Annotated in this window: 20 protein-coding genes and 1 pseudogene; 9 read left to right on the forward strand and 12 right to left on the reverse strand. The window is 39.5% G+C overall.

Going from position 1 to position 22,114, the window contains the following annotated elements:
• Positions 1-72 precede the first annotated feature (72 nt).
• Both ITG12_RS27090 and ITG12_RS27095 read right to left on the reverse strand, forming a co-directional pair.
• Positions 73-480 carry a hypothetical protein gene (locus tag ITG12_RS27090; protein WP_248875220.1) on the reverse strand — a complete coding sequence of 136 codons (408 nt, stop codon included), beginning with the start codon at positions 478-480 and terminating at the stop codon, positions 73-75.
• A 54-nt stretch (positions 481-534) separates the two neighbouring features.
• Positions 535-2,010 (reverse strand): EAL domain-containing protein, encoded by a 1,476-nt coding sequence (locus tag ITG12_RS27095; protein WP_248875222.1) that lies wholly within the window; start codon positions 2,008-2,010, stop codon positions 535-537.
• Positions 2,011-2,201: 191 nt separating this feature from the next.
• Between ITG12_RS27095 and ITG12_RS27820 the strand changes: the two are divergent.
• Positions 2,202-2,498 (forward strand): annotated as a pseudogene (locus ITG12_RS27820) (transposase); the annotation flags it as partial.
• A gap of 239 nt (positions 2,499-2,737) precedes the next feature.
• Here the strand turns inward: ITG12_RS27820 and ITG12_RS27105 are convergent.
• From ITG12_RS27105 to ITG12_RS27115, 3 genes are all read right to left on the reverse strand, one after another.
• Positions 2,738-5,818, reverse strand: a complete 3,081-nt coding sequence (locus ITG12_RS27105; protein ID WP_248875224.1) for an Ig-like domain-containing protein — start codon at positions 5,816-5,818, stop codon at positions 2,738-2,740.
• A gap of 18 nt (positions 5,819-5,836) precedes the next feature.
• Positions 5,837-6,877 (reverse strand): OmpA family protein, encoded by a 1,041-nt coding sequence (locus tag ITG12_RS27110; protein ID WP_248875226.1) that lies wholly within the window; start codon positions 6,875-6,877, stop codon positions 5,837-5,839.
• Positions 6,878-7,133: 256 nt separating this feature from the next.
• Entirely contained in the window at positions 7,134-7,382 is a 249-nt protein-coding gene (locus ITG12_RS27115) for a hypothetical protein (protein ID WP_104038396.1), read from the reverse strand.
• A gap of 1,044 nt (positions 7,383-8,426) precedes the next feature.
• Between ITG12_RS27115 and ITG12_RS27120 the strand changes: the two genes are divergently transcribed.
• Both ITG12_RS27120 and ITG12_RS27125 read left to right on the forward strand, forming a co-directional pair.
• Positions 8,427-9,029 carry a recombinase family protein gene (locus tag ITG12_RS27120; protein ID WP_045382851.1) on the forward strand — a complete coding sequence of 201 codons (603 nt, stop codon included), beginning with the start codon at positions 8,427-8,429 and terminating at the stop codon, positions 9,027-9,029.
• 194 nt (positions 9,030-9,223) lie between these two features.
• Complete coding sequence (locus ITG12_RS27125) at positions 9,224-9,454, forward strand: hypothetical protein (RefSeq protein WP_248875228.1); 231 nt, start codon at positions 9,224-9,226, stop codon at positions 9,452-9,454.
• A gap of 119 nt (positions 9,455-9,573) precedes the next feature.
• Here ITG12_RS27125 and ITG12_RS27130 read toward each other — a convergent pair whose 3' ends face one another.
• The 3 genes from ITG12_RS27130 to ITG12_RS27760 all read right to left on the reverse strand — a co-directional run bounded on the left by ITG12_RS27130 (position 9,574) and on the right by ITG12_RS27760 (position 11,519).
• On the reverse strand, positions 9,574-10,185 hold the full coding sequence (locus ITG12_RS27130) for a mobile mystery protein B (RefSeq protein ID WP_248875230.1): 612 nt from the start codon (positions 10,183-10,185) through the stop codon (positions 9,574-9,576).
• Positions 10,182-10,670 carry a mobile mystery protein A gene (locus ITG12_RS27135; protein ID WP_248875232.1) on the reverse strand — a complete coding sequence of 163 codons (489 nt, stop codon included), beginning with the start codon at positions 10,668-10,670 and terminating at the stop codon, positions 10,182-10,184. Before ITG12_RS27135 ends, ITG12_RS27130 begins: the two co-directional genes overlap by 4 nt.
• A 516-nt stretch (positions 10,671-11,186) precedes the next feature.
• Positions 11,187-11,519 carry a hypothetical protein gene (locus ITG12_RS27760; protein ID WP_283102975.1) on the reverse strand — a complete coding sequence of 111 codons (333 nt, stop codon included), beginning with the start codon at positions 11,517-11,519 and terminating at the stop codon, positions 11,187-11,189.
• A gap of 33 nt (positions 11,520-11,552) precedes the next feature.
• Between ITG12_RS27760 and ITG12_RS27140 the strand changes: the two genes are divergently transcribed.
• From ITG12_RS27140 to ITG12_RS27170, 5 genes are all read left to right on the forward strand, one after another.
• The gene (locus tag ITG12_RS27140) at positions 11,553-12,461 is read left to right on the forward strand and encodes an MFS transporter (RefSeq protein WP_283102976.1); all 909 of its coding nucleotides are present in this window, start codon (positions 11,553-11,555) and stop codon (positions 12,459-12,461) included.
• 452 nt (positions 12,462-12,913) lie between these two features.
• Positions 12,914-13,561 carry a recombinase family protein gene (locus ITG12_RS27145; protein ID WP_248875234.1) on the forward strand — a complete coding sequence of 216 codons (648 nt, stop codon included), beginning with the start codon at positions 12,914-12,916 and terminating at the stop codon, positions 13,559-13,561.
• A 706-nt stretch (positions 13,562-14,267) separates the two neighbouring features.
• Positions 14,268-14,678 (forward strand): GNAT family N-acetyltransferase, encoded by a 411-nt coding sequence (locus ITG12_RS27155; RefSeq protein ID WP_248875236.1) that lies wholly within the window; start codon positions 14,268-14,270, stop codon positions 14,676-14,678.
• Positions 14,679-14,897: 219 nt separating this feature from the next.
• Positions 14,898-15,179, forward strand: coding sequence for a type II toxin-antitoxin system Phd/YefM family antitoxin (locus ITG12_RS27165; RefSeq protein WP_248875238.1), 282 nt, complete (start codon positions 14,898-14,900; stop codon positions 15,177-15,179).
• On the forward strand, positions 15,176-15,463 hold the full coding sequence (locus ITG12_RS27170) for a type II toxin-antitoxin system RelE/ParE family toxin (protein WP_248875240.1): 288 nt from the start codon (positions 15,176-15,178) through the stop codon (positions 15,461-15,463). Before ITG12_RS27165 ends, ITG12_RS27170 begins: the two co-directional genes overlap by 4 nt.
• A gap of 600 nt (positions 15,464-16,063) precedes the next feature.
• On the opposite strand, the gene ITG12_RS27175 is transcribed toward ITG12_RS27170, so the two are convergent.
• The 3 genes from ITG12_RS27175 to ITG12_RS27185 form a co-directional block, all read right to left on the reverse strand.
• The gene (locus ITG12_RS27175) at positions 16,064-17,407 is read right to left on the reverse strand and encodes an ISNCY family transposase (protein WP_248875242.1); all 1,344 of its coding nucleotides are present in this window, start codon (positions 17,405-17,407) and stop codon (positions 16,064-16,066) included.
• 440 nt (positions 17,408-17,847) lie between these two features.
• A complete protein-coding gene (locus ITG12_RS27180) occupies positions 17,848-18,129 on the reverse strand; it encodes a hypothetical protein (RefSeq protein ID WP_248875244.1) in 282 nt (93 codons plus the stop codon).
• 54 nt (positions 18,130-18,183) lie between these two features.
• Entirely contained in the window at positions 18,184-18,948 is a 765-nt protein-coding gene (locus ITG12_RS27185) for a ParA family protein (RefSeq protein ID WP_248875246.1), read from the reverse strand.
• A 181-nt stretch (positions 18,949-19,129) separates the two neighbouring features.
• Here ITG12_RS27185 and ITG12_RS27190 point away from each other — a divergent pair, with 181 nt between their 5' ends.
• Positions 19,130-20,068, forward strand: coding sequence for an Rpn family recombination-promoting nuclease/putative transposase (locus tag ITG12_RS27190; protein WP_248875248.1), 939 nt, complete (start codon positions 19,130-19,132; stop codon positions 20,066-20,068).
• 739 nt (positions 20,069-20,807) lie between these two features.
• On the opposite strand, the gene ITG12_RS27195 is transcribed toward ITG12_RS27190, so the two are convergent.
• Complete coding sequence (locus ITG12_RS27195) at positions 20,808-21,707, reverse strand: hypothetical protein (RefSeq protein WP_080637466.1); 900 nt, start codon at positions 21,705-21,707, stop codon at positions 20,808-20,810.
• Positions 21,708-22,114 lie beyond the last annotated feature (407 nt).

A 22,114-nucleotide genomic window follows, 5' to 3' on the forward strand; every position in this document is an offset into this window, starting at 1 on the left:
AGCCGATCAGATCGTAGCTTCTTGATTTAGTTCCATCGAATTACGCAACAAAGCCCAGTGATAAGTATCCTGCTAGAGGGCACTTTTCGTGTCAGAAAAAATAATATCACTGCCGATCGCGAAACATGCTTTCTGGCAAACAGCAAAGTTAACATTCGTTCCTAATTTTAGTAAAAACTCCATAGCGCCTTTTTCAAAAAGGGCATCGCACATAGCATATCCTTTTTCAGTTAGGCCAAAGTGAATTTTTTTTGCTCTTGTTTCTCTATCTTGCCTGAAAGTACAAACCAAATTTTCATTCTGTAGCATTTGAAGATGATAGACGAAGTAATCTTGAATATTTCCATTTGAGTTAGTACTTAAACCAATCCTTCTGAAGTCGTCAAATGTCATTAATTTACTAAATCTTTCATCTTTATTATTGTGAGTGTATAAAGCATGTAACAGCTTTAAAAAATATTCCAAATTGAACGTTATCATTACAAACTCCATGTCTTTATTAGCTTTAGTATTATCCTTTGGTAAGCATAATAACTAATTTAGTTTCATATCACTTAAAGGAACAGGTTTAGAAAAGTAATAGCCTTGCATTTTTTGCACTCCGTTACATTTCAGATGGTCAAATTGCTCTTTTGTTTCAACCCCTTCAGCAACTATTTTCACATCTAATCGATGCCCTAACTCTATGATTGTATCTAAAACTGTAGAGTTTACTGTGTTTATTCCTATCGTATCGGTAAAGCACTTATCTATCTTTAGGTAATCAAAGTTAAGTTCTTGAATGACTGATAAAGATGTATGGCCTGTACCGAAGTCATCTATTGCTATTTTTAATCCACTTTTTTTTAGCTCATTGAGAGTCTGTATTCCCGATTTATCAAGTAGTTGTCTTTCAGTTATTTCGGCTACTAGCTCAATGTCTAACTTTGAAAACTGTCTTTGATAATAAGTTAACTTGAGTAGGTTTTTATTACAAGCAAGATACGTTGGAGGTATGTTTACACTGAGGGATATGTTGCCAGCCTTTTTGGATAAGGCGAGTTCTTTTAGTGCCCATTTTAAAATATAGTCCGTGAGCTCATTTATCAAGCCTTTCTCTTCAGCAAGAGGAATAAAAGTATCCGGTCGGATTAAGCCTAATGTTGGATGATTCCAACGCACAAGGGCCTCTAAACTCTTTACTTTGCAACTACAAGCATCAACGATGGGCTGATATTCTAGATAAAACTCGGCTCTTCTTAACCCTTCCTGGAAATCTAAAAATATATTTCCTCTTTGTTTTGTTTTATTTAATGCCACCTGTAATATTGAGAATATTATCAGCGTGATAATAATGCTTATTAATGCAGCATGGGTGATAGAAGTGTAAACAAAGCTTCTTTTTACCTCTATTAGAATTCTATATTTATACTTGTTTGAGCTTGAAATGTTATGTATATAGTCTGAGCGAAACTTGGTACGTGCGGGATAACTTTTCCCTGCAATATCAACCATCATCTTAGAGATATTAGTTTCATTTATATCAAACAACCCTCCAATTAAATGATTTCTATCAATTATTGATATGATGATTCTACCTTCTTTATTCAATGCTGGGCTTATAAATGCTATTGTTCTTTCTGACGGCTTTTCGTCTATATCCCAAAAAACAAGATGGTGACTTAGGTTATCGAATCTATTTTTAACATCGATGTTTTCTTTTATCTTTCCTCTTTTTGATGAACAGGTTACGTGGTAGCTATCTATTACGACTAACTCTCTAATATCATTCGAATAAATGAGGTTATCTTCAATCGTTTGGCAGTCATCTATGTTTTTTATAGCTAGAGTAGTTTCCCTTTCTACATTTCTAATTACTTTGTCTATTTTTGTTATATAGAGGTCTCCCATATTTTTTAGCTCTGCTCTTATTATTGCTATTGAAATAGTAATTGATGACATTAAGAAGAATAAAACATACCCCAGGTAGAGAGGGTTGCTTTTTTTTGGGGGGGGGAGTCCTGTTTCCATTCTTATCTCTCTGTTGTGGCACGTTTTTCTTATGTTTTCTCAGGTTATGTCCATAATTTAGCCTAGCATAGTTTTGTTGGTTAGATAAATGTAAGTGACAATATTAACACTACATTGACTGTTTGTTACTTATGTTGAGTTTAGAAGGTCTTTTAAGCCCTGTTGTATTTTGATGGTGAGGGGCGCGGGTGAGGCTCATCGAACACATTCCCGATAAGCACTTTAAGATGATCCGCTACTACGGTTTTCTGTCGAATCGTCGCCGTGGTGAAATGCTGCCAAAAGTCTACGATGCATTAGAGATGGAAAGCAAGGACGCGCCAGCGCTGCCTTGCTATGCCAGCATGCTAAAGAAATACGCGAAGGTTGATCCGTACGAATGCCTATTCTGCAGAGACAGGTTAGAGTTTGTCAGTTTTAGAGCGGGAGAAAGCCGCGAAGAATTGATAAGACAGACGGTTTTGGAAGGCCAATTGAGGTCAGCTTAGTACCTTTCTGTGGATAAGTTTATCTGCAATTTGAGCAAATTAGACCATGCCAACATTCCTGCAACACCATCCATCTCATTTAGACACACCACTACCACAAACTAATAACAAATGATTGAATCACCTTCGATTTAGCTCGCTCTTTCAAAGGTAGCAACCTAACGCCGGTTGATGTGAAAGATAACCGGCGGATAGACTAGAAATCTTGAGTTTTGAAATCGTAATGAATAATTTTCTTATTACTTATCTACACAGACTACTGTTGGATGAAGTGTCAATTGAGACATTACATCTAATTTCCCCGCAGTATCATTAGGAAAATCATCAGGGATTCGATTAAATGAGTGATAAAATAATGCATTAGGATTTGATGTTATGGTCGAACCATAAACTCTACTTGCTGTCATAATATAATTTCTAGGGAACCATCCTGTAGTAGGAGAAGGATAAGATTTATATTCTGTTATCGTAGATGTTTGTAGTTCATGGCCAAAAGAAGTAAACCAATTATTGAAATCGAATACATTAGAAAAAAGACTATATACGCTATAATCTATAGATTCTATCGTATTATTCGACATGTAATCATTTCGTAGTATTGTATCTCCCTCAACATCGATATCGCCATACCCACTGATAAATTCATTTTCCTCTTTTGGCGGAAGTGTAAAACCAGAAACGGGGATAGATTTATTTTGCCTTATACAGTACTGAACATTAGGGTTTATATCATCAGGCCAGTTTTTAATAGCAACGTCCTCATAACTACTAATTTCACTAGTACTGTAAGTCGAAAACCATGCATACGTGATATTATTAGCCCATACATAGTTCTTTGCTTTACCACTATCTTTAAAATCATCATAGAATTCATCTAATCCAGTAATACCAATTGCACTATTTAAAAGCAATTCAGCTTTACTTAAAGGGCGATAAAACGTAACCCCATTAACTTCAATCTCATTTCTAGGGCTAACACCTCGATAATAGATACTTGGTTCATCCGCATTGAAATAAATCCCACCAACAACACATTCATCTTTATTCTTACAATACTGTCCGTCTTTAGATTGAAACGATGAAGCATTTTCGCAGACATCTCCGTATTCATCACTAATTAAACAAACAGTAACATCCTTTCCAATAAAGAAAGCAGCAGGTTTAACCGTGTCACCTCCAGTAGGTAAAGCTTTTAACCAATCAGTATCAGGGTATATAATATCCCATTCATTATCTGTAATAACACCATCTGGTACAGAACCATCCGCACCATCCGCACCATCCGCAAATGCTATATCTAATGTTCCGATTTTATAAGAAGTGCTAGTAGACCCTCCTTGCTCTACAGGAATAGCCTTTCTATTAGATCCTATATCATTAGATGGTCCGCCAATGTCGTCAAGGTTCATCCGCCATTCTAGAGAATATGAGCTACTGTCTAAACCTTTGACTGAAACCGTTAATTTCTCTCCGTATTCCAGTTGACCAGCAATATTGATATCAAAACTGCCAACCTCCACACATGATAACTCACCTTTTCCTCCTTCCTTACTTATAGGGAGAACACAAGCTTGAATATCTTGTTCTGCTGAATCAATAATATAATCACAATTCACACCTGCACCAGATGTACACGGATGAAGACTAGGAGCATCAGGAGCATCTTTGTTATGAACTAACCAAAAAAACTTCGAATTGCTTGACTCTTCCCCGCCAATATTTGGTGATGATGGCACGTATGTATATGATGATTGAATTGTGTTTCCTACTTTCGGTATTCCTGTTATTTTAGGTGCTGCACTTGGAGGAGTTACTCCATCAGGGTTCAGAGTTATTTCGGCATTAGAACATACTTCCTCCCCCTCAAGGACACCCGTTTGTGCTATTGGTATTACACACCCTTCAAATTGAGCAGGTTTTCCATCTGAAATTACATCTTCTCTATTTGGGGTATAAGTATTAGATGTTGCATCGGGTATCAACTCTCCGTTTCTCTTCCATTCATATTTCTGATTATCAGCAGCTAGATCGCCATCGGCATCGTAGTAATCAAATGCCAGCGTAATGGTTGTCGTTCCATTATTAAACACATGAACATTTCTAGCTTCAGGAGCAACATTTGTATCAATTTTCTGCTTTACAATTAAATCAGCAGTATCACTGATACTCAAATTAGAACGGTCCTGAGCTTGAACTTCAACCTTACCAGGTGAGAGCCCTTTTGCGGTTCCGTTAGCCTCAATTGTTGCTACCTCCTTATCACCAACAATTGACCATATTAAATTTTTAGATTGCATTGGATACGTAGAATTATTAGATAATATCGCTTCAGCTATAAATGCTTGACTTTCACCAACTGAAATTGTCGAACTATTTGGTTTAACTTGCAAACCTTTAATAATCGCATCTATAACCGATAACTCTGCCGAATCTGAGAACGTTTTTCCATCAATGCTTCCAGATGCTGTTATTATAACGTCTCCAACGCTTTCTCCTTTAACTTGAACTTTTTCATCAACAGTGCTTATATTGCTTAAAGTGGCGGCACCAGTTACATTTTTCACATCCCATTGTATTAATGAATTATCTGTTACTATTCTGCTAGAGTCATCTGAAAATGAAGCTGTTGCCGTATATTCTTGAGTCATTCCAACAGGCACTGTGCTTATTTTAGGTGAAACTGAAAGTCCTGTTACTATCGCAGAAGATACATAGACAGTAGCTGTGTCAATATACTCAATACCATTTTTTGTTACCGTGGCTGATACTTGAGTCTCACCTACACTTTCCCCTAAAACTAATCCGTTACTATCGACCGTTGCTACTGACTCATCTGAACTTTCCCATACTGGTGGCTTATCAGATGTTAAAACATCTCCATCGGTGGTGCGTAATTCCGCGTTTAATTGTTGATTTAATCCAATTGCAATCGTACTTTCTTTTGGAGATACAGATAGTTCCAAAGGAGTGACTTTAATAATAGAAGAGTTTGTATATTCAATACCTTCTCGAGTTGCTGTGGCTAATATTTTCACTTCACCTATATTTTGTCCAATCACCAACCCGTTGCTATCTACCGTCGCGACTGACTCATTTAGACTTTGCCATTCCAACTTATCAAATGTTAAAATATTCTGTTCTGAGTCAACCAATTCAGCTTTCAACTGTTGAGTAAGTCCAACAGGTATTGACGCATTTTCTGGAGTCACTACCAATAAAGCCACATCCGAAGGGGGGCCTAAGAGTTCATCATCGCCGTTATTACAGCCCGCTAATAGCAAGCTCAATAACGTGATGGTATAAAACAATAATTTTTTCATCGTTGTTATCCTGTTTTGTTATTCGGTCACTGCTTTTGTTTCTTCCACCGAGGTATCAAACATCACCTTAACTCGGCGGTTTTGAGCACGTCCTTCTACGGAGTCATTACTCGCGACGGGATGGCTTTCCCCCCCCCCTTCGACAGAAAGACGATTTTCAGCAATGCCCATACGTTTCAAGTAATTCGCAACCGCTTGAGCGCGACGCTCCGACAAGCGCTGGTTGTACGCTTCAGGTCCGGTATTGTCGGTGTAACCCACAATTTGAATCTTATCTTCTGAGTATCGCGTTAACTGCTCGGCTAAGTACGCCAAGTCAGCGTTATATGCCAGCTTAGAGGAGTCGAAGCCAAATAAGGCCTCGGCACTCAACGAGACCGTCTGAGTCGTAGTGACGTACTGAGGCTCTGACTCAATCACTCGCGCGACAACGACCGGTGGGTTTTCTTGACCGAAGTGATAAGTCAGACCAAGCGAGGTAAAGTGCAAATCAGACTGAAGCACCTCGCCATCACCTATCCCATCGATAAATTGATATTCTCCTCGTAAAGACCAACGCTGACTTAATCGATAGTCCACACCTACCGCAACCAGCGTATTCCAATCTTGGCTCGTTTGCTTACCGTCCCAATCCGACTGTTTCTCTATGTCTTGATAAGCCGCCCCTACGCGACTAAACAACGCCCATTCAGAAGAAAGACGATAGGAGAGTTTGGCAGACAGCTCCGCGCCATACGTATCAGCGCTCACACTGCCCGCGGTATATCTAGCGTCAGGCTTGCCGTAATCGGTCGCGCCCCCTTCTAACGCAAACCAATCATTAAATTGGTAGCCTGCATAGACACCACCACCAAAGGTATCGTCATGACAGGCTTCTGAATTGCTGTCACACGCATCTTGAAAGTAGCCCCACCCTAGGCGTCCACCCAGATAAAAATGAGGAGACTGAAGGAGAGGGAGAGATTCTGCTTCCTTCTCTTTCGGCTCAGGAGCATCCTGCGCTAGGATAGGCATACTCAGTGCCATGGGCATCAGCGACGCCAACAATTTGTATTTCATAAGCATTCTCTAAATAAGCAAATCGGCAATGATAGAAAGCGACACAGCGCCTTTGTCATGCAGCCGTCAAGATTTTGATAGCTGCATGACAAAGGTTCAAGAATGAGCCTTAATATAAGCTCACCTTGCGCTCACGAGTTTTAGCTCTCTTACCATATTGATTGTATTGTAGTAAAGATTTTTGAAGCTTGAAGAGACGCCGAATGGAATAGGGACAGCGTCATCGTTGCTGCCAATGTTATTGGCAAACGGAGGCTTAACGAATTAACGCACACAGTTGCTGAGTGTGAGTAAGAGAAGAAATGACCTGACAAAAGTTGACCGCATCTTTCATCGTCTCAATCCGATAGAAAGGCTGCCTTCCACCATTGCGATAAATAGAGATATGACGTTGCGTCACGGTGAGGTCATAATAGCACTGCTTTCCGACAAAGCGTGTGCCACTGACCATAAAGCCCTCTTCTTTGACATAGTCCATTATCATTTCTAGTAATTTCTTAATCATAAAAACACTGTTCAATAATAAATTTGGTGCAATAATGTACTAACAGAAAGAAACTAAAAAAACAAGATAGAGTAAAAACTCTGTAAGATAATTCATCAAAAGTGCAAATAAATGCACTTCAACTCATTTACTTAGATGCCTACGGGATAGACCTCGCCGATTCAGCGACTTGATGGTTAGGATTGAAAATCCTAACCATATAATTTTCACTCAGAAACAAATCTAAGCAAAAATGAGCACAGTGCAATTAGTGGTACATCAAAAATATCATTCGAAAAAACATAGTTTCCATTCACGCAATCTCCGTTATCAGACTTACTTTCTTAACATCATGCCTACTACACTCCTCTCACAACTCTGATTGCACCCCGATATTATTATATCCGAATATGGATGATGCCCTTTCAACATTAGCACGTTAGTGGTACTCATTAACATTTATCACGAGCTCGATGGAAAGAAGATGAGTAAATCATGCGTATGGCGTGTATATCGAGAAAAGATAGCCCGGACAAACTCTCTAGAAGCACTAATAGAACGAAGACACAGTTACATCAAAGGCTATGGGTTAAAGCACAAGGTCCGAAATGGTTACTTATTCCCTCATAAGTACAATAGAGCCCCACTCAAATAACGTACAATCTTTCAGTTAAGCTTGATAGCTAGGATTGAAGTTCCTATCTATAAACGCAAATGAAAAAGACTGCGTTGAATAATACATAAGTACTCCGTTTTGCAACACTGTCTATATAAACATATATATTTAAACACTCTCAATTCGAATTGAGTATGCCTCATGCGAACCAAGCCCGATATGCAATCAATCACTTAAAATCCTATCGCGAATATTTGATATTCATTACCTATTAAAAACCCACCATTAATAGTTAATGCCTAAAAATCAATATCAGGTTATTTTTTAAACAACAATTCTACAATCACATAGCCTATCATTTTGTATACTTTTTGATAGACAGTGAAATCATCTATCAAAAGTACTATTATAACTAGCAAATCAAAACACCTTAGAGATATTGATAGATTATGGAGAAAGTCGGATACGCTCGGGTCAGTTCAACTGGTCAAAGTTTGGACATTCAGCTAGGAAAATTAAATCAGGCTGGTTGTCAACGGATTTACCAAGAAAAACGAAGTGGTCGAACCTCAAATCGTCCAGAGTTTCAATCCTGTATGAATTATCTTCGAGAGGGCGATACCTTAGTTATTACCCGTTTAGATCGCCTTGCTCGTTCGGTTGTCCATCTTGCACAACTTGCCAAGCGATTTGAAAAAGAGAAAATCAACTTAATCGTCATCGACCAAAATATCGATACAAGTACATCAACTGGTCGATTAATGTTTAACATGCTGGCATCCATTGCTGAATTTGAAAATGACTTACGCACAGAACGACAAGCGGAAGGTATTGCCAAAGCAAAAGAGAACGGCGTGAAATTTGGGCGGCCAGCCAAACTCAACGAGCATATGTGTGATGCAATACATTCTCGCCGAGCCGAAGGAGCCACGATCGGTCAACTTGCGAAAGAATTTGAGCTTGGAGAAGCAACGATATATCGCGCCTTAAAAATGGCAGTGACAAAAGAGAATAAACCACGCCCCCCATCTGGTGAAACTGGTACTTTCTAAATTTGAATTGCCCCAAAACTGTTTAGTTCAAGAATCTTGACTCGATACTGTTGTTATTAGTTGACCTACTTTGGCTAATGGTAAACTATGTACCTAGTTTACTATGTCGTGTTAGGTATCGGAAACCGTAATGCTCTCACATCACGCTCCAGCATCTGAAAAATTAACCAAAGAAAACTCATTGAGATATAGCTATGAATAAGAAACCAGCTCAAAGCAAAAAACCAGGAGACCTAGACGTTAACGGCCATCCAATCCCAAGATATATCATCCATGGTGGGCCAGAACTTGCCGAACAACGGAACCTTCCAGACTCAGAGTGTCAGTTCTTCGATGAGCCACCGCATTCAGAAGAACATCGCAAGAATCGAGAAGCGATGTGGGCACGCTGGATAAAAGCTGGAGCCGAGCACATTTACCCTTAGACAGCACTCGGTACGCCGCAATAGAGGCTTTGCTACTCAACAAAATTTACGTTAAGCATAACAAATATTAAGGTGTAACTATCTACACTGTAATTTGTATTTAGTTCTTAACGCTTGGTTTAAGTCACATTCCCTTTCGCCTGAAGATATTGAATTAAAGGCGCATAATCGCCGGCATCAGCTTGGCGTAAGCTCGCAATGTACTCACCCCGCTCTTGGCTTTGTTTATCCAAATCTGTATTGGACCAAACTAAAGGCTTTTGTTCGAGTAGTACCATTCGTATGTAGTCCGTCATCACGCGCGAGTGACGTCCGTTGCCGTTAGGAAAAGGGTGAATTTTAACTAACCTGTGCTGTATCCGGGCCGAGAGTTCTAGGCTGTCATAGTGTTTAAACTCAATCCAACATTTGATGTCTTCCAGTAAGTTGTGTAAATCTGGCCGGATATTCAGCGGATCGACACCAATGTTCAACTCTCGGTGACGATAGCTGCCGGCCCATTCCCACACATCACCAAACAAACGTTGATGCAACTCTTCCACAAACGCCATAGAAAGAATGTCATCCATGCTGGTTTTAGGCGTCGTGGCTAACCAACTCAACCCTTGCAGTATGTTGGCATTTTCAAGCTCATTAAGCTCTTCGCGAATCGTGATGTGATCAAATTTTAGCCCGGCAACATCATCGGCATTTAGTTCGGTTGCGCCCTCTGGTTCAACAAACAGACTCATTGGTATTTCTCCTGCAAACTGACTTTCCACAAATCTCGGGTGCTGCCCGTTTTAATCTCATTGGCTAATTGAAGCAGCGCTTGCTGTTGTTGCTCTGAGGTTAACTGCTGCGCTTCTAAAAACATCGATTGGTGGCTCATGGCCAAACGCTGCTTGGCCAACTCCATAGCGCGCGCTTCTATCATGTCATCAATCGACTGACGCGGAACAATCGCATAAACCAGTTCGGCATCGAGCCCGCTCGCCAGATGTTTAAGTTGTTTAAGTGTGATGGTTTCATCGGCTTCTTTACGCTCCAATATGGAGACTTGATTACGAGAGAGATTAAGACGTTCACCTAATTGCGCGCCCGACATCCCCAAGGCCTCACGGATACTGCGCACCCAACCATTTTTCGGCGGTTTAGGCACAGATAAATCGAGTAAAGCGCTGATTTTTGCTTTGACTTGCTTGAGTACAACGGTATAGACACCGGATTTTTTCATAACTCTGTATCTCTAATTAAATACACCACAATCCCAATAGTATCTAATTTCGCATACATTATAAAGGTTTTTGTATCTGATTTTAAATACAAAGAAAAGAAAAATGTATCGATAAAAAAAATACACTACTTGTTTGGCTATCTGTTTACTGGACAATGGTTGTAGTCAAATTCATCTTGGAAGTGCAAACGTCTTCGGCAGCGCTAGAGTGGGAAGTGAACGGTTTAGGTTGATTTAGATTCTGGGGACAATGGGGTTGTCTTGGGAAAAACACAATCCAAACTTCTGCTCTGAATCATTTCTGCCCCGTTTTGAGTTAGACCTTTTACTCATTAATATCCTATTTACATGAATTTAGATTAGCTTCATTTACTGTTTATTAATGCATCATTTAAATGTTGACGAAGGCATACCAAAAAGGTATATATTTTCTATGATAATTTTTAATTTAGTCTCATCTCATAGCAACCATCAGTCATCCCATATTTGGCTGGGGGTAGCTATTTCTGAGTGAATTTAGGTAAGCCTGCTCACTGAGAAAGTACCTTCAGCATAAACTCTAGGGCTTCGTAACAAATCAGTGTTCAAGGAATACCAAATGAATGATTGTTTATTAATTACACCTTTACAACATAATAAAAAATATAAGCTGGCCATTTGCAATAATATAATTGGTAACTTTTCAATATGGTTTTTTAATACTTCAATAATGCTATTACTTGTTGAGTATTCAAACTCCGCTTCAATTGGCGTGATGGCATTTATATCTATTAACGCTCCAATCGCCTTATTTAGCATTGCTTCAGGGATAATTAGCGATAAATATGATAAAGAAAATATAATTCTCATATCAAATCTCTCTATCGTTTCTTTTGTTTTTTAATGCTATTTTTTCAATCGATACAATATATTTTAATAATAACTTTTTTCATTTCTTCGATAGCAGCAGTAAGAGTAATTGCAATGCAATCATATATCGCCAGCGTTATCGATGTTAGTCAGCTTAACACCTCAGCAAGTATAAATAGCATTTCTCTTGCTTTTGTAAGAATATTAGGAACCTTAACATCGGGTTACTTATATTCTCTTTTAGGCTTTTTTGAGTCATTGTTAATAATTGCTATTTTAATGGTGATAACCATACCAATATCAATTAAATCAGTTAACTACAAAGTAGAAAGAGTAAGAAAAAAAGAGCCAAAGCAAAGTTTTTACAATAGTATTTCCATGAACCAAGAATATAAGAAATGTTTATTTGATTCTGTTATTCTCTTTTTGAGTGGCAGTTCATTATGGTCATTAATGCCTTATATCTCATCACATGAATTAGGTTTAAATCAATCATTCCAATCACTACTAATGTCTCTAATGATTCTTGGGGCAGTACCCGCATTCCTGATCAGGGAGAGAATATCATCGATTAAAATTAATAGTTTTACATATAAATCAGTCACGATAACCCTATCATTAACGCTCTTAATAACTAACTTTTCTATCAGCTATTCAACTATAATCGCATCCTTTTTTATTGCTATCTTTGGCTTTTTATGGTCAATAAAGGTGACTATTATAAACCGAGAAATTCAACGTATGGGTAGAGAAAGAAACAACATAGGGTTAACTATATCAATATCATACACTTTTATGTACTTAGCGATGACAATAGGATCTTTCTTTTTTGGTCAGATAACAGATATATTTAACGTACAGTATTCACTTTATATCTCTGCATTGATTATGGCTATTCCAATGTTTAGTGAAAGGCTGATATTAATAGGCAAAAGATTATAGGAAGATGTTGAATTTGGTTGTTTAATGCTGTTGGTCTTTCTCAAATAACATTTATCCAATGTGTTGAATTAGATCATGCTAATATTACATATCTGATATAAGAAAACATTGCCAATATCATAAGGGGGATGGTTTAAAAATCAAACATCGCCCTAATTTTTCTAATATCAACTAACCTAAGCTGTACAAACTTCCTAAGAAGCTTCTGTCCAAAAGTTTCTTAGAAACCGACAGATCGTATTGTGGCTCCCCCTACCGACAACAATACCCTGTAACGTTTACAATGTGCATTTTCTTTACACTGGACGGGACGGACGATGCACATATCCCCTTGTATACCTTATGCGAACCATTAAAAAGACACTGTAATTTGGTTCGATAATTATTGATTTATAACCCTATACATACCAAAATCAAACACCATACTCAAATCGAACCGGTGATAAGCAACCATGTTTATAAGAGCCTATTTACGCGCCTCCACCGCAGGCCAAGATGCCGATCGAGCAAGAAATGAACTGCAAGCTTTTGTTCACGAACACAACTTACGTATTGCCAGTTTTTACACTGAACAATTATCAGGTGCTAAATTAGAAAGAGCTGAATTAGAGCGTTTGATTGAAGATTCGCATCGAGGTGACGTTTTACTCATCGAAAAAGTAGATCGCCTATCTCGCCTCCCCTTTGAACAATGGAAGGAACTCAAACAAAAGTTAGTAGAAGCCGGTATTAATATTGTTGTACTCGATCAACCAATGACACACGCTGTTCTCAGCCATAGCGATCAACAAACATCCATGATTTCACGAGTGCTAACAGAGTTTATGATCGACTTAGCCGCAGCGATGGCCAGAGACGATTATGAGACTCGGCGAAAACGCCAAGCTCAAGGGATAGAAAAAGCCAAAGCATTAGGTAAATACCAGGGTCGAAAGCCAGACTTAAAACTGAGAGAAAACATCCAGCTTTTACTTACAGAGGGCAAGAGCTGGTCGCAAATACAAGAACTATTGGGATGCAGTCGCTCAACGATTGCGGCAGTAAAGAAATTAACCGCAGACGCGCCGTCTAACTTTCAGAAAGGCTTCGTAACCAATTGATATTAATGAGTAAGCATTTGTTTAACTGTAACAAAGGTGGCATTCTAATGTCGAAAATACGGTCAAAATCCCGTAAGAAAGCGTTAGTACGGGTTTTACATCAAAGGTCATAAGTTTTGGTGTTTATCTGTTTTGGCGCTCGTCTTTACACCTTTTCGTTTGTACCTTTCACGTTCTTTCCGGTGGCACTATATGCGGAGTGTGCGCTTTGATTTCACCGTTTACGGTTTCTAACTCTTAGCCTATTTCTTTGGTGCTTCTTCATTTTTGTGGTGGCTTTTGAGAGAACCTTAGTGACTTTTGGTGTTGCTGTTGAAGTGCGAGGAACGAATCCTTTTCTAATTTGAAGCCAGTAAAAGTAGGTCAGTTCAGTGCGTTTTTCTTCTAGCCAACTTTCGCCTCTTAACCGAGTTTAAGTTTTGTAGCTGCCCGTCTCACTTCGGTGTTCAAAGCCTTTCATATCATCTAAATTTTCAATATCTTGGAGCGCATAAATAGAAGTAGCGCATGTACTAACAAATTGCTTAAGAGTGATTCGTAACGCGTGGCATTTTTACTTTGCGGTGGCTTATGTGATTAAGGCGCCGTGCGGTAGCTTTTGTATGGCGTTACTCACACCTTAGCAAGGCGTTATGTTTGTGAGGTGTCTCAATAGAACCGATAGGACTATTTTTCGGTGCATGTTCGTAACTTTAAGAGAGAAAATATGACAATTATGTATAAAGAAGAGCATGGTGATTTCTATGTTTATCTTGAAGAGCACCCTAGTGATTGTTGCTGTATGTGGCGCAAAAGTGACGTTATGAATGGAGTGTATTCTATTGAACGTTTAGATGTATTACCTGAACTTCGTGGTCAAGGCATGGGTCGAAACCTACTAAATGCAGCTATTCAACATATTGAATCTGAATATCCTAAAGCGTGTATCGAGATCTCTGCAAAACCTGATGGAGACAGTGATATAACCAAGGAGGATCTCGCAGCATTCTATAAGTCTGCCAATTTTGAAATATACTGGGAGAACTCAAGCCGCATTGACCTTCGACTATACTTGGATGAATCATTAAAGCCTACGCCATTATATGACAGCCCAGAGTATTTCAAGGTTACTCTCTGACATTAGCAGCAAAAAAACATAACAAACTGTTCAAGAGGGATTCGCAACGCGTGGCATTTTTACTATGCGTTGATTTTAGTGATTAAGATGGAGTGCGGTGGCTTCGGTATTGCGTTGCTCACCCCTTAACAGAGCGTTATAACGCAGAATCAACTTCTTGCTCATAACTGTTAGTTGAACTATTATTTGTACGTTATTTTGTACCAGTTGGAGTTCAATATGAGTCGTATTCATTTCGATCAAGACATTCAGCCGTTGTCTGAGTTTCGCGCAGGTGTAGCTTCTTACATCAAACAAATCAATGAGACTCGCCGTCCATTGGTAATTACTCAACGTGGCAAAGGTGTTGCTGTTGTCCTTGACGTTGCTGAGTATGAAGCAATGCAAGAGAAAATCGAATTACTGGAAGAAATGCGGACAGCGGAAGCTCAATTAGCTTCAGGTCTTGGCGTTTCCAATACTGATGCGCGTGCTCAAGTTTTGGGGCGCATTAAAAAATGAAAGTAGTTTGGTCTCCATTAGCGCTTCAAAAGTTAGGCGATGCAGCGGAGTTCATTTCTTGGGATAATCCATCTGCGGCAGAAAAGTGGGTAAACGAAGTTTTTGATAAAACTGAACTACTTGGAAGTATGCCTGAGATGGGGCGCTTTGTTCCTGAAATGCCTCATACGAATTATCGTGAAATTATTTTTGGTCACTATCGTATTATCTACAGCTTAAGTCATGAAATCCGCGTACTAACAGTTCGTAATTGTCGTCAAATGTTGTCGGAAGATGATGTGTAAAACTGCGTTCTAACAAAGCATTTAAGAATGATTCCCAACGCTTGGTATTTTTCATTCCATCGTTGGGTTTTGTGTTTACGGTGGCATTGTTTAGGTTAGGTGGTAGCGTTGCTCACACCTTAATGCGGCGTTATGTATTTTGAAGAATAAGCAGTAAAAATGATTAAAAATCAATTGATTGCGCAATATAAAAAAATGAACCTAGAACAGCTGGAAGAGGAACTCCTATCTCCTTATCTAGCTGAAAATTTGAGGGAGATTGTGCTAACAGAAATATCGTTACATCGTAGTAGGAAGATTACTTGGCATACCATTTTGTCGTTAGTTCTTTCGGTACTTGCTTTGTTAAGCTCATTAGCTACGGGTTGGGATTCAATAGTTTCATGGTTATCGTGAGCACATACATAACAAACGTTTAAGACGTCAACGGGAAAAATGACTTTTGCTACTCTCTGGTGATTGTTGCGTCGAAACAGGCAAAAGTCACTCTAAATTTAGCTATTTAACATATTACATCTAATCAACACCACAGAATGAAATGCGTTTGTTGCAACAATTTTAAAATGTCACATAGTACCGCAAGTTAGAAATGTCACATTGCTATGTGACCATTTCCTTTTTCATTGAGTTTAAAACTGCTAAGTTCATGCGTGCTTGTCTTTGTTGTTCTTGCCGTCTCGGTGAGTCTGCTCTTCGCTCTCTATACCCTTCATCATCTAGGCGCTCTTGCTCTGTCATGGCAAGCTTTAAAACTTCCCGAAGACGCTTATTCTCCACAACCTCACCTTGACGTACGACTTCAAGGTGGTCAAAGGCAGCAAACTCTAGAGACCTTCCTAGGTATTTGATGTCGATATTACCGTCTGGGTAGTCATAAATCATCACGTTCTTACCCGTTAAATGCTCATTGTCAGGCGTGTTGTTGAGCATGTATTTCACTCGGTCATATTGAAGCGTTAGGGACTTGGTTACTTGTCTTGTTAACTGCCAGGAGAAAATATCGTACAATTCATTCTGGGTTTCGTAGATGGGTCTGTGTACATTCTGATGACGTTTCGCCGGCTTCGCAAAACGTCTGTTGTAGTCCTCTATGAACCCACCTAACCACTTGTTTGCCTCATCAATACCCGTTATGCCAGCCAGTCTCATCTCTTTAGTTAGACGGTCTTGAAGCGTTTTATTTGCTCGTTCTACTCGCCCCTTAGCTTGCGGAGTGTTTGCACAAATCAACTCTATGTTCAACTCCTTCAATGCTCGGCCATATTGGGTTAGCTTGGTTTTGTCTTCATTGCTAGTGTGGTTCACGCGGAATACACCGTGTTTATCGGTGTAAAACGCCACTGGTTTTCCGTGCTTATCGATATACTGTCTCGTTGCCGTCATGTAGGACAACGTTGACTCTGATTCGCAGAAGTACATGTGCATGATTGCACTTGTTGCATCATCGATGAACACTAATAACGTGCATTCATCAGCTCGTCCTTCAAACCAATCATGAGGTGACCCATCGACTTGTATTAGCTCTCCCAAACAATCACGTCGTGTGCGTGGCTGGTACACTTTCCTCCGCTTTTTCTGCTTTGGTGTCCAAAGGTTACTGGCAATCATCCATTGTCGGACGGTTTCATTCGACAGAGTAATGTTGTGAACTTCACTGAGTTTTTCAGAGATTAGAGTGGGACCAAAATCATGGTAATGAGTTTGGATTAGCTCCAGAACTTGGGATTTAAGGAGCGAGCAGTATTGATGATTCCCTGGTCGGGTTCGCTTCTTAGAAACGAGCCCTTGAGGACCAGACTCACGGAAAAGGTTAACCAGTCTTTGGATTTGACGGCGGCTCAAATTGAGAGTTTGAGCCGCGTCAATTTGGCGAATGCGTTTGTCGCAAACGTGTTGAATAAGTTCGAGCTTTGATAGTTCTCTAGGGCTCATAGTCAGTAGCATTCCAGCACCTTAAGCAAAAAATCCTAAGGTGCGGATTCTACACTTAATGTGACATTTCTAAGTTGGTGAAATGTGACATCTTAAACTTGCGCCAACAACAACAGAGTGCAATGCGGTAAATGTTTTTTACATTAGTTTTAAAAATGTCCGCCACTCTCCCCTTCTAGGTTCGCATGAGCGCTTAGGTAATTTTCGATACTCTTGCGAGAGACAAAGGATTCAACGACGCTTCTCTGAACCGGTTGGAAAAAGTCGCGCTCGATGAGACTAGCGAGCAACCTGAGTTCATCATCAGTAGCGTTTTGGTTTAGAGTGTGGTTAATGCTACAATTCACTTGCATTGAAATTCCCTCCTAGGGTTTTAGTGTTAGCCTCCTAGTCTCCGTCTTCCAAACAGTACTAGGAGGCTTTTAAACTCCACCTTTGTAATACAAAAAGTATTACAAAGAATCAATCATTTTAGCTAGCTCTTCTTGGTTAATAGAGCCAGCGTTGTTCAAACGAACTAAAGCGCGAAGCAATTTTGCCGGAGTAACTTTCGTATTAACCAAACTCTTTGCATTAGCAACAGCTAAAGCAATTTCAGCCTTATCATAATCATTAAAGCGATAACATGTAGGTGCACTTTGCTTTGCTTGCTTTTTACTTACATTAGTAATAGTCGTTATTGGCTCTGCAACCTTTTCTCGGTTGCCTCGTTTCTTTCGATTACTTAAATCCATAGCAATGTAATACTATTAGTATTACCCTCCACGATTAATGCAATACTATTAGTATTACATTAATTCTAAAATTTCTTTAACTAAGGCTCTATAGTCATTAATAGCAACAGAACCTTTCTTATATTTGCTTAGTGGAAGCGACATAAAAGAAGCCTGTCCAATATCTTCACACCTTCGAATAGATGTCTTTAGAACTCGACTGCTTGCAATATCTAACAGGTCTTCATCAATCGCAGAGTTGATTTTTTTATTCTTTACCGCAACTTCATTCCGAAAAACATAATAATTAAGCTCTGCACCTTGACCAACCTCATTCAACGCATCTAAAAGATCCTCAAGACCATCCAACGCAAAAACACCGCTATTAACAGGCATCAAAAATAAATCAGCAGCAACAATAGCGTTTGTTGTAGTTAACGATAAGTTAGGGGGACAATCCAAGACGATGAAGTCATATTGTTCCTTAACTTTTTCGAGATGTTTACTTAAACGGTGTTCTCGAAAACTAAGAGTTAAGCCAGATTCAATCACTCTACTCAAACGAATATCTGTCGGGATGTAAGAAAAGTTATCATTACACTCAGACGTTATAACTAATTGAGAAATATCAACACTGCTATCTTTTAAGAACAGTTGCATTACATTTTTTTGAAACCGAACTTCCCCTCCAGAAACCACTTTCGAAAAATTTCCCTGCGGGTCAAGATCAATCCCAAGAACATTAAACCCTTGATTTGCCAAGATATCAGACAAGTTGATGGCGGTAGTTGTTTTCCCGACCCCTCCTTTCTGATTCAACAAGGCTATAACTTTTGACATAAACACCTCTAGTAATACATTTAGTATTACTAGAGGTTGCCACAAGAAACCTTTCAAAGCAAGAATGTAATACTAAAAGTATTACATTAAACCGGAAAATAATGATTAATTATCGGAAGTGAACAGGAAACCAATGTTTCTGAAATAGATTTGATATAATGCGGAAAATTAAAACAGGTTAATGGAAATGAAGACACCAACGTCAATACATGATGGATTGTTTAAGACGTTCCTGACCGTACCAGAGACAGCGAGAGACTTTCTCGATGTTCACTTACCAGGACACATCAAACAAATCTGCAACCTCGATACGCTCCAGCTTCAATCAGGTTCATTTTTAGAAGATGAATTAGTGCCGTATTATTCCGATGTGCTGTACTCAATGGAGACGGACAGTGGAGTAGGGTATGTGTACGCTTTAATAGAGCATCAAAGCAGCCCAGACAAACACATGGGCTTTCGATTGATGCGGTACGCTATTGCCGCGATGCAACAACACCTTGATGCAGGTAATGAGAAATTACCTTTAGTCGTACCACTGTTGTTTTATCACGGTAAAACGTCACCTTACCCATACAGCACGAATTGGTTGGATGAATTTGAAAAACCAGAGATAGCTCAGTTGCTTTATGGCCAACCTTTCCCTTTAGTGGATGTCACCGTGATACCGGATGATGACATAATTCGACATAAACGAGTGGCCTTGTTAGAGCTGGTACAGAAACATGTACGACAAAGAGATTTGTTGGATTTTACAGACACACTGGTTACACTGTTATTAGAGCGTTTAATAACCAGCAAACAGTTAGATAGTTTAGTGGAGTATTTGCTTAGAGTAGGGGAAACATCAAATCTGGAAGATTTAATGCGAACTTTAGCGAAGCAAGTGCCAGAGCATGAGGAACGGTTCATGACAGTAGCGGAACAATTAGAAGCGCGTGGCCGCGAACAAGGTTTAAAACAAGGTCTACAACAAGGTAGACAAGAAGGCGAACAACAAGGTTGGCAAGAAGCCCAATTGAGCATTGCAAAAAAAATGCTTTCAGCAGGCATTGATATTGCCTTAGTTGCGCAAACAACAGAACTAACCGAAGATGAGATCTCAAAACTTATCAACTAGCGTTTAGTTTTATTCAACATAATGGCGAAGTGTTAATGACATTTCGCCATTTTTTTATTTGCACAATGTGACAGTGTAACACTTATTTCATGAGGAGCTGCGCGACGAGTACAGAACGCGCTCACGCAGTGAGTAAGAAGCGTCCTGTCCGAGCACTCGGAAGTTTTTTATGTTCACATTAGGTTCCGGTATGAAAATTGCCCCTTCGCCTTGCCAGAATGCGCGAGCGTAGCGAGTAAGACTACTCAGGACATTAAGGTTACTCTAAAGCTTCCTGTCGTATGACAAAAGAAGTGTTCAGCGCAGCCAGCTAGATACTGGGTCTTGTTTTGTCGTAAGTAATTAAAGCTGGCTGTTGGGGCCCGTCAAAAGCATTTGTTTATTCTGAGTTGTACTGTGATGTTAATTGCTTTTGATGGGAGGTTCTTTTGAGCGAAGCGATATCTTTTTCTTAAATATTTATTCTTATATTTATTTTATATACGTAGTTTACATATTTATTCTCATAAGAACGGTATGTCTCTAGATGACCTTTTACAGGTAAAATTTACAGTGATATTCTATAGGTATCTTTTCGGTGAATACTATTTTTTAGGGTGAAATCGTCCATTTGCGTTCACAGTGGGTGGTAACAACGATATAAATGGGGTGAACACCAACACGAAACTATGACTTAGATCACATTCAACCTTGTATAGACGTGCAGAATCCTCCGCTTGCGCGGATTCATTGATAGGAGTTAGTGTGGATTGAGGGATACCTGGGGACTATAAGCCTCGAATACCCGCAAATTTGATTCAGCTACGAGCTCAAACTTATTTGCATTCAAATAGCGTTGTACGACGCCGTTCGCCATGTCTCTAAAACTAATCCAGGCATGACGAAGTCCATTTTTAATTTGGCGCTTACGAGTCTCGATGATGGATTCAGCAATGTTTCTGTAACGAACCACTTTTAGATCATTGAAGAACACTTCAGAGAATTGTTTATACGCAGGAGCACCACGAACAGTACCCTCAACATCACCAATTGGGATGTTAATGGACTCGGAGTTGTAGTAACCCGCTCGTTTAAGGTAACTAATGGCCTTATTAAAGGATTTCGGCGCAATGTACTTACCAAACCGCAAAGCATGGTCTTCATGAAACTGGTGATAACTTAATGGTTTCATACCTTGTGGTGAGGGTTCACCGACACGGCCACTGATAATATCCGTGTTAACCAAAAGACAAGCGAGTACCCTCGCGACGAGTTCACGCGCCTGACGATTATTCATTTCAGGCACCCACGTATACAATTCAGGAAAGCGTCTAGGGTTATCGATAAATTCCTCACACGCTTTTAGGATCATTGCAAACTCAGTCGGAAGATCTACCACCCTTGGATTTTCTTTGTCACGTAACACACGGCGTTTAGTAAACCCGATTTGATAGTTCGGGTTTGGTTTACCTTTGGCTTCCAGACGTGCTTTTTCCGCTTCAATGGCAGCGTGGTGGATATCAATACACTCTTCAACACGCGCTTTCCGTGCAGCTCGATACGCTGCGCTCGTCTTCTTTCGTTGAGCACGAATATGCTCTTGCGCTTCTTGTGCAAGAGCAGAAAGAGCTTGAGAAGTGTTGTGCTCAGAGAGTTGCATAGCATACCTCAACAGAACTCAAGCACTGGTGTAATGGAATAAACCCACTAACGATGTGAACGCTTGAACTGAGAGTATGCTTTGATAGATCGCACCTAGGGCACGGAAAAAGAGATTTCTTCATATTTTGATTCCTAATGTTTGATCTGCTTGGGTGACTAGGCCGAGCAGTTGCATTAAATGTATAGAAAAAAATCAAAAAGATCAATGTTCAAGATCGATAGATACAAAAAAACCAGACCCATTAGGAAAGTCTGGTTTCGTTGTTGAATGTTTAAATATTGAAGTGTCACCTTCAACCACTCAATTGACCTTAATACACTGCATAGAAAACTATGCAGGTAGCGTGCTATGCAATGCACTCTGATCACGTTCAATATTAGTAGCTTTCATAGATAAAATCAACT

Origin of the sequence: Vibrio sp. ED002 (genome assembly GCF_023277445.1) — a bacterium.
Classification (GTDB): domain Bacteria; phylum Pseudomonadota; class Gammaproteobacteria; order Enterobacterales; family Vibrionaceae; genus Vibrio; species Vibrio jasicida.

Coding starts and splice junctions, on each gene's coding strand:
- ITG12_RS27090 (WP_248875220.1), bottom strand. CDS start 480: ATGATAACGTTCAATTTGGAATATTTTTTAAAGCTGTTACATGCTTTA.
- ITG12_RS27095 (WP_248875222.1), bottom strand. CDS start 2,010: ATGGAAACAGGACTCCCCCCCCCAAAAAAAAGCAACCCTCTCTACCTG.
- ITG12_RS27105 (WP_248875224.1), bottom strand. CDS start 5,818: ATGAAAAAATTATTGTTTTATACCATCACGTTATTGAGCTTGCTATTA.
- ITG12_RS27110 (WP_248875226.1), bottom strand. CDS start 6,877: ATGAAATACAAATTGTTGGCGTCGCTGATGCCCATGGCACTGAGTATG.
- ITG12_RS27115 (WP_104038396.1), bottom strand. CDS start 7,382: ATGATTAAGAAATTACTAGAAATGATAATGGACTATGTCAAAGAAGAG.
- ITG12_RS27120 (WP_045382851.1), top strand. CDS start 8,427: ATGGAGAAAGTCGGATACGCTCGGGTCAGTTCAACTGGTCAAAGTTTG.
- ITG12_RS27125 (WP_248875228.1), top strand. CDS start 9,224: ATGAATAAGAAACCAGCTCAAAGCAAAAAACCAGGAGACCTAGACGTT.
- ITG12_RS27130 (WP_248875230.1), bottom strand. CDS start 10,185: ATGAGTCTGTTTGTTGAACCAGAGGGCGCAACCGAACTAAATGCCGAT.
- ITG12_RS27135 (WP_248875232.1), bottom strand. CDS start 10,670: ATGAAAAAATCCGGTGTCTATACCGTTGTACTCAAGCAAGTCAAAGCA.
- ITG12_RS27760 (WP_283102975.1), bottom strand. CDS start 11,519: ATGAGAATTATATTTTCTTTATCATATTTATCGCTAATTATCCCTGAA.
- ITG12_RS27140 (WP_283102976.1), top strand. CDS start 11,553: ATGCTATTTTTTCAATCGATACAATATATTTTAATAATAACTTTTTTC.
- ITG12_RS27145 (WP_248875234.1), top strand. CDS start 12,914: ATGTTTATAAGAGCCTATTTACGCGCCTCCACCGCAGGCCAAGATGCC.
- ITG12_RS27155 (WP_248875236.1), top strand. CDS start 14,268: ATGACAATTATGTATAAAGAAGAGCATGGTGATTTCTATGTTTATCTT.
- ITG12_RS27165 (WP_248875238.1), top strand. CDS start 14,898: ATGAGTCGTATTCATTTCGATCAAGACATTCAGCCGTTGTCTGAGTTT.
- ITG12_RS27170 (WP_248875240.1), top strand. CDS start 15,176: ATGAAAGTAGTTTGGTCTCCATTAGCGCTTCAAAAGTTAGGCGATGCA.
- ITG12_RS27175 (WP_248875242.1), bottom strand. CDS start 17,407: ATGCTACTGACTATGAGCCCTAGAGAACTATCAAAGCTCGAACTTATT.
- ITG12_RS27180 (WP_248875244.1), bottom strand. CDS start 18,129: ATGGATTTAAGTAATCGAAAGAAACGAGGCAACCGAGAAAAGGTTGCA.
- ITG12_RS27185 (WP_248875246.1), bottom strand. CDS start 18,948: ATGTCAAAAGTTATAGCCTTGTTGAATCAGAAAGGAGGGGTCGGGAAA.
- ITG12_RS27190 (WP_248875248.1), top strand. CDS start 19,130: ATGGAAATGAAGACACCAACGTCAATACATGATGGATTGTTTAAGACG.
- ITG12_RS27195 (WP_080637466.1), bottom strand. CDS start 21,707: ATGCAACTCTCTGAGCACAACACTTCTCAAGCTCTTTCTGCTCTTGCA.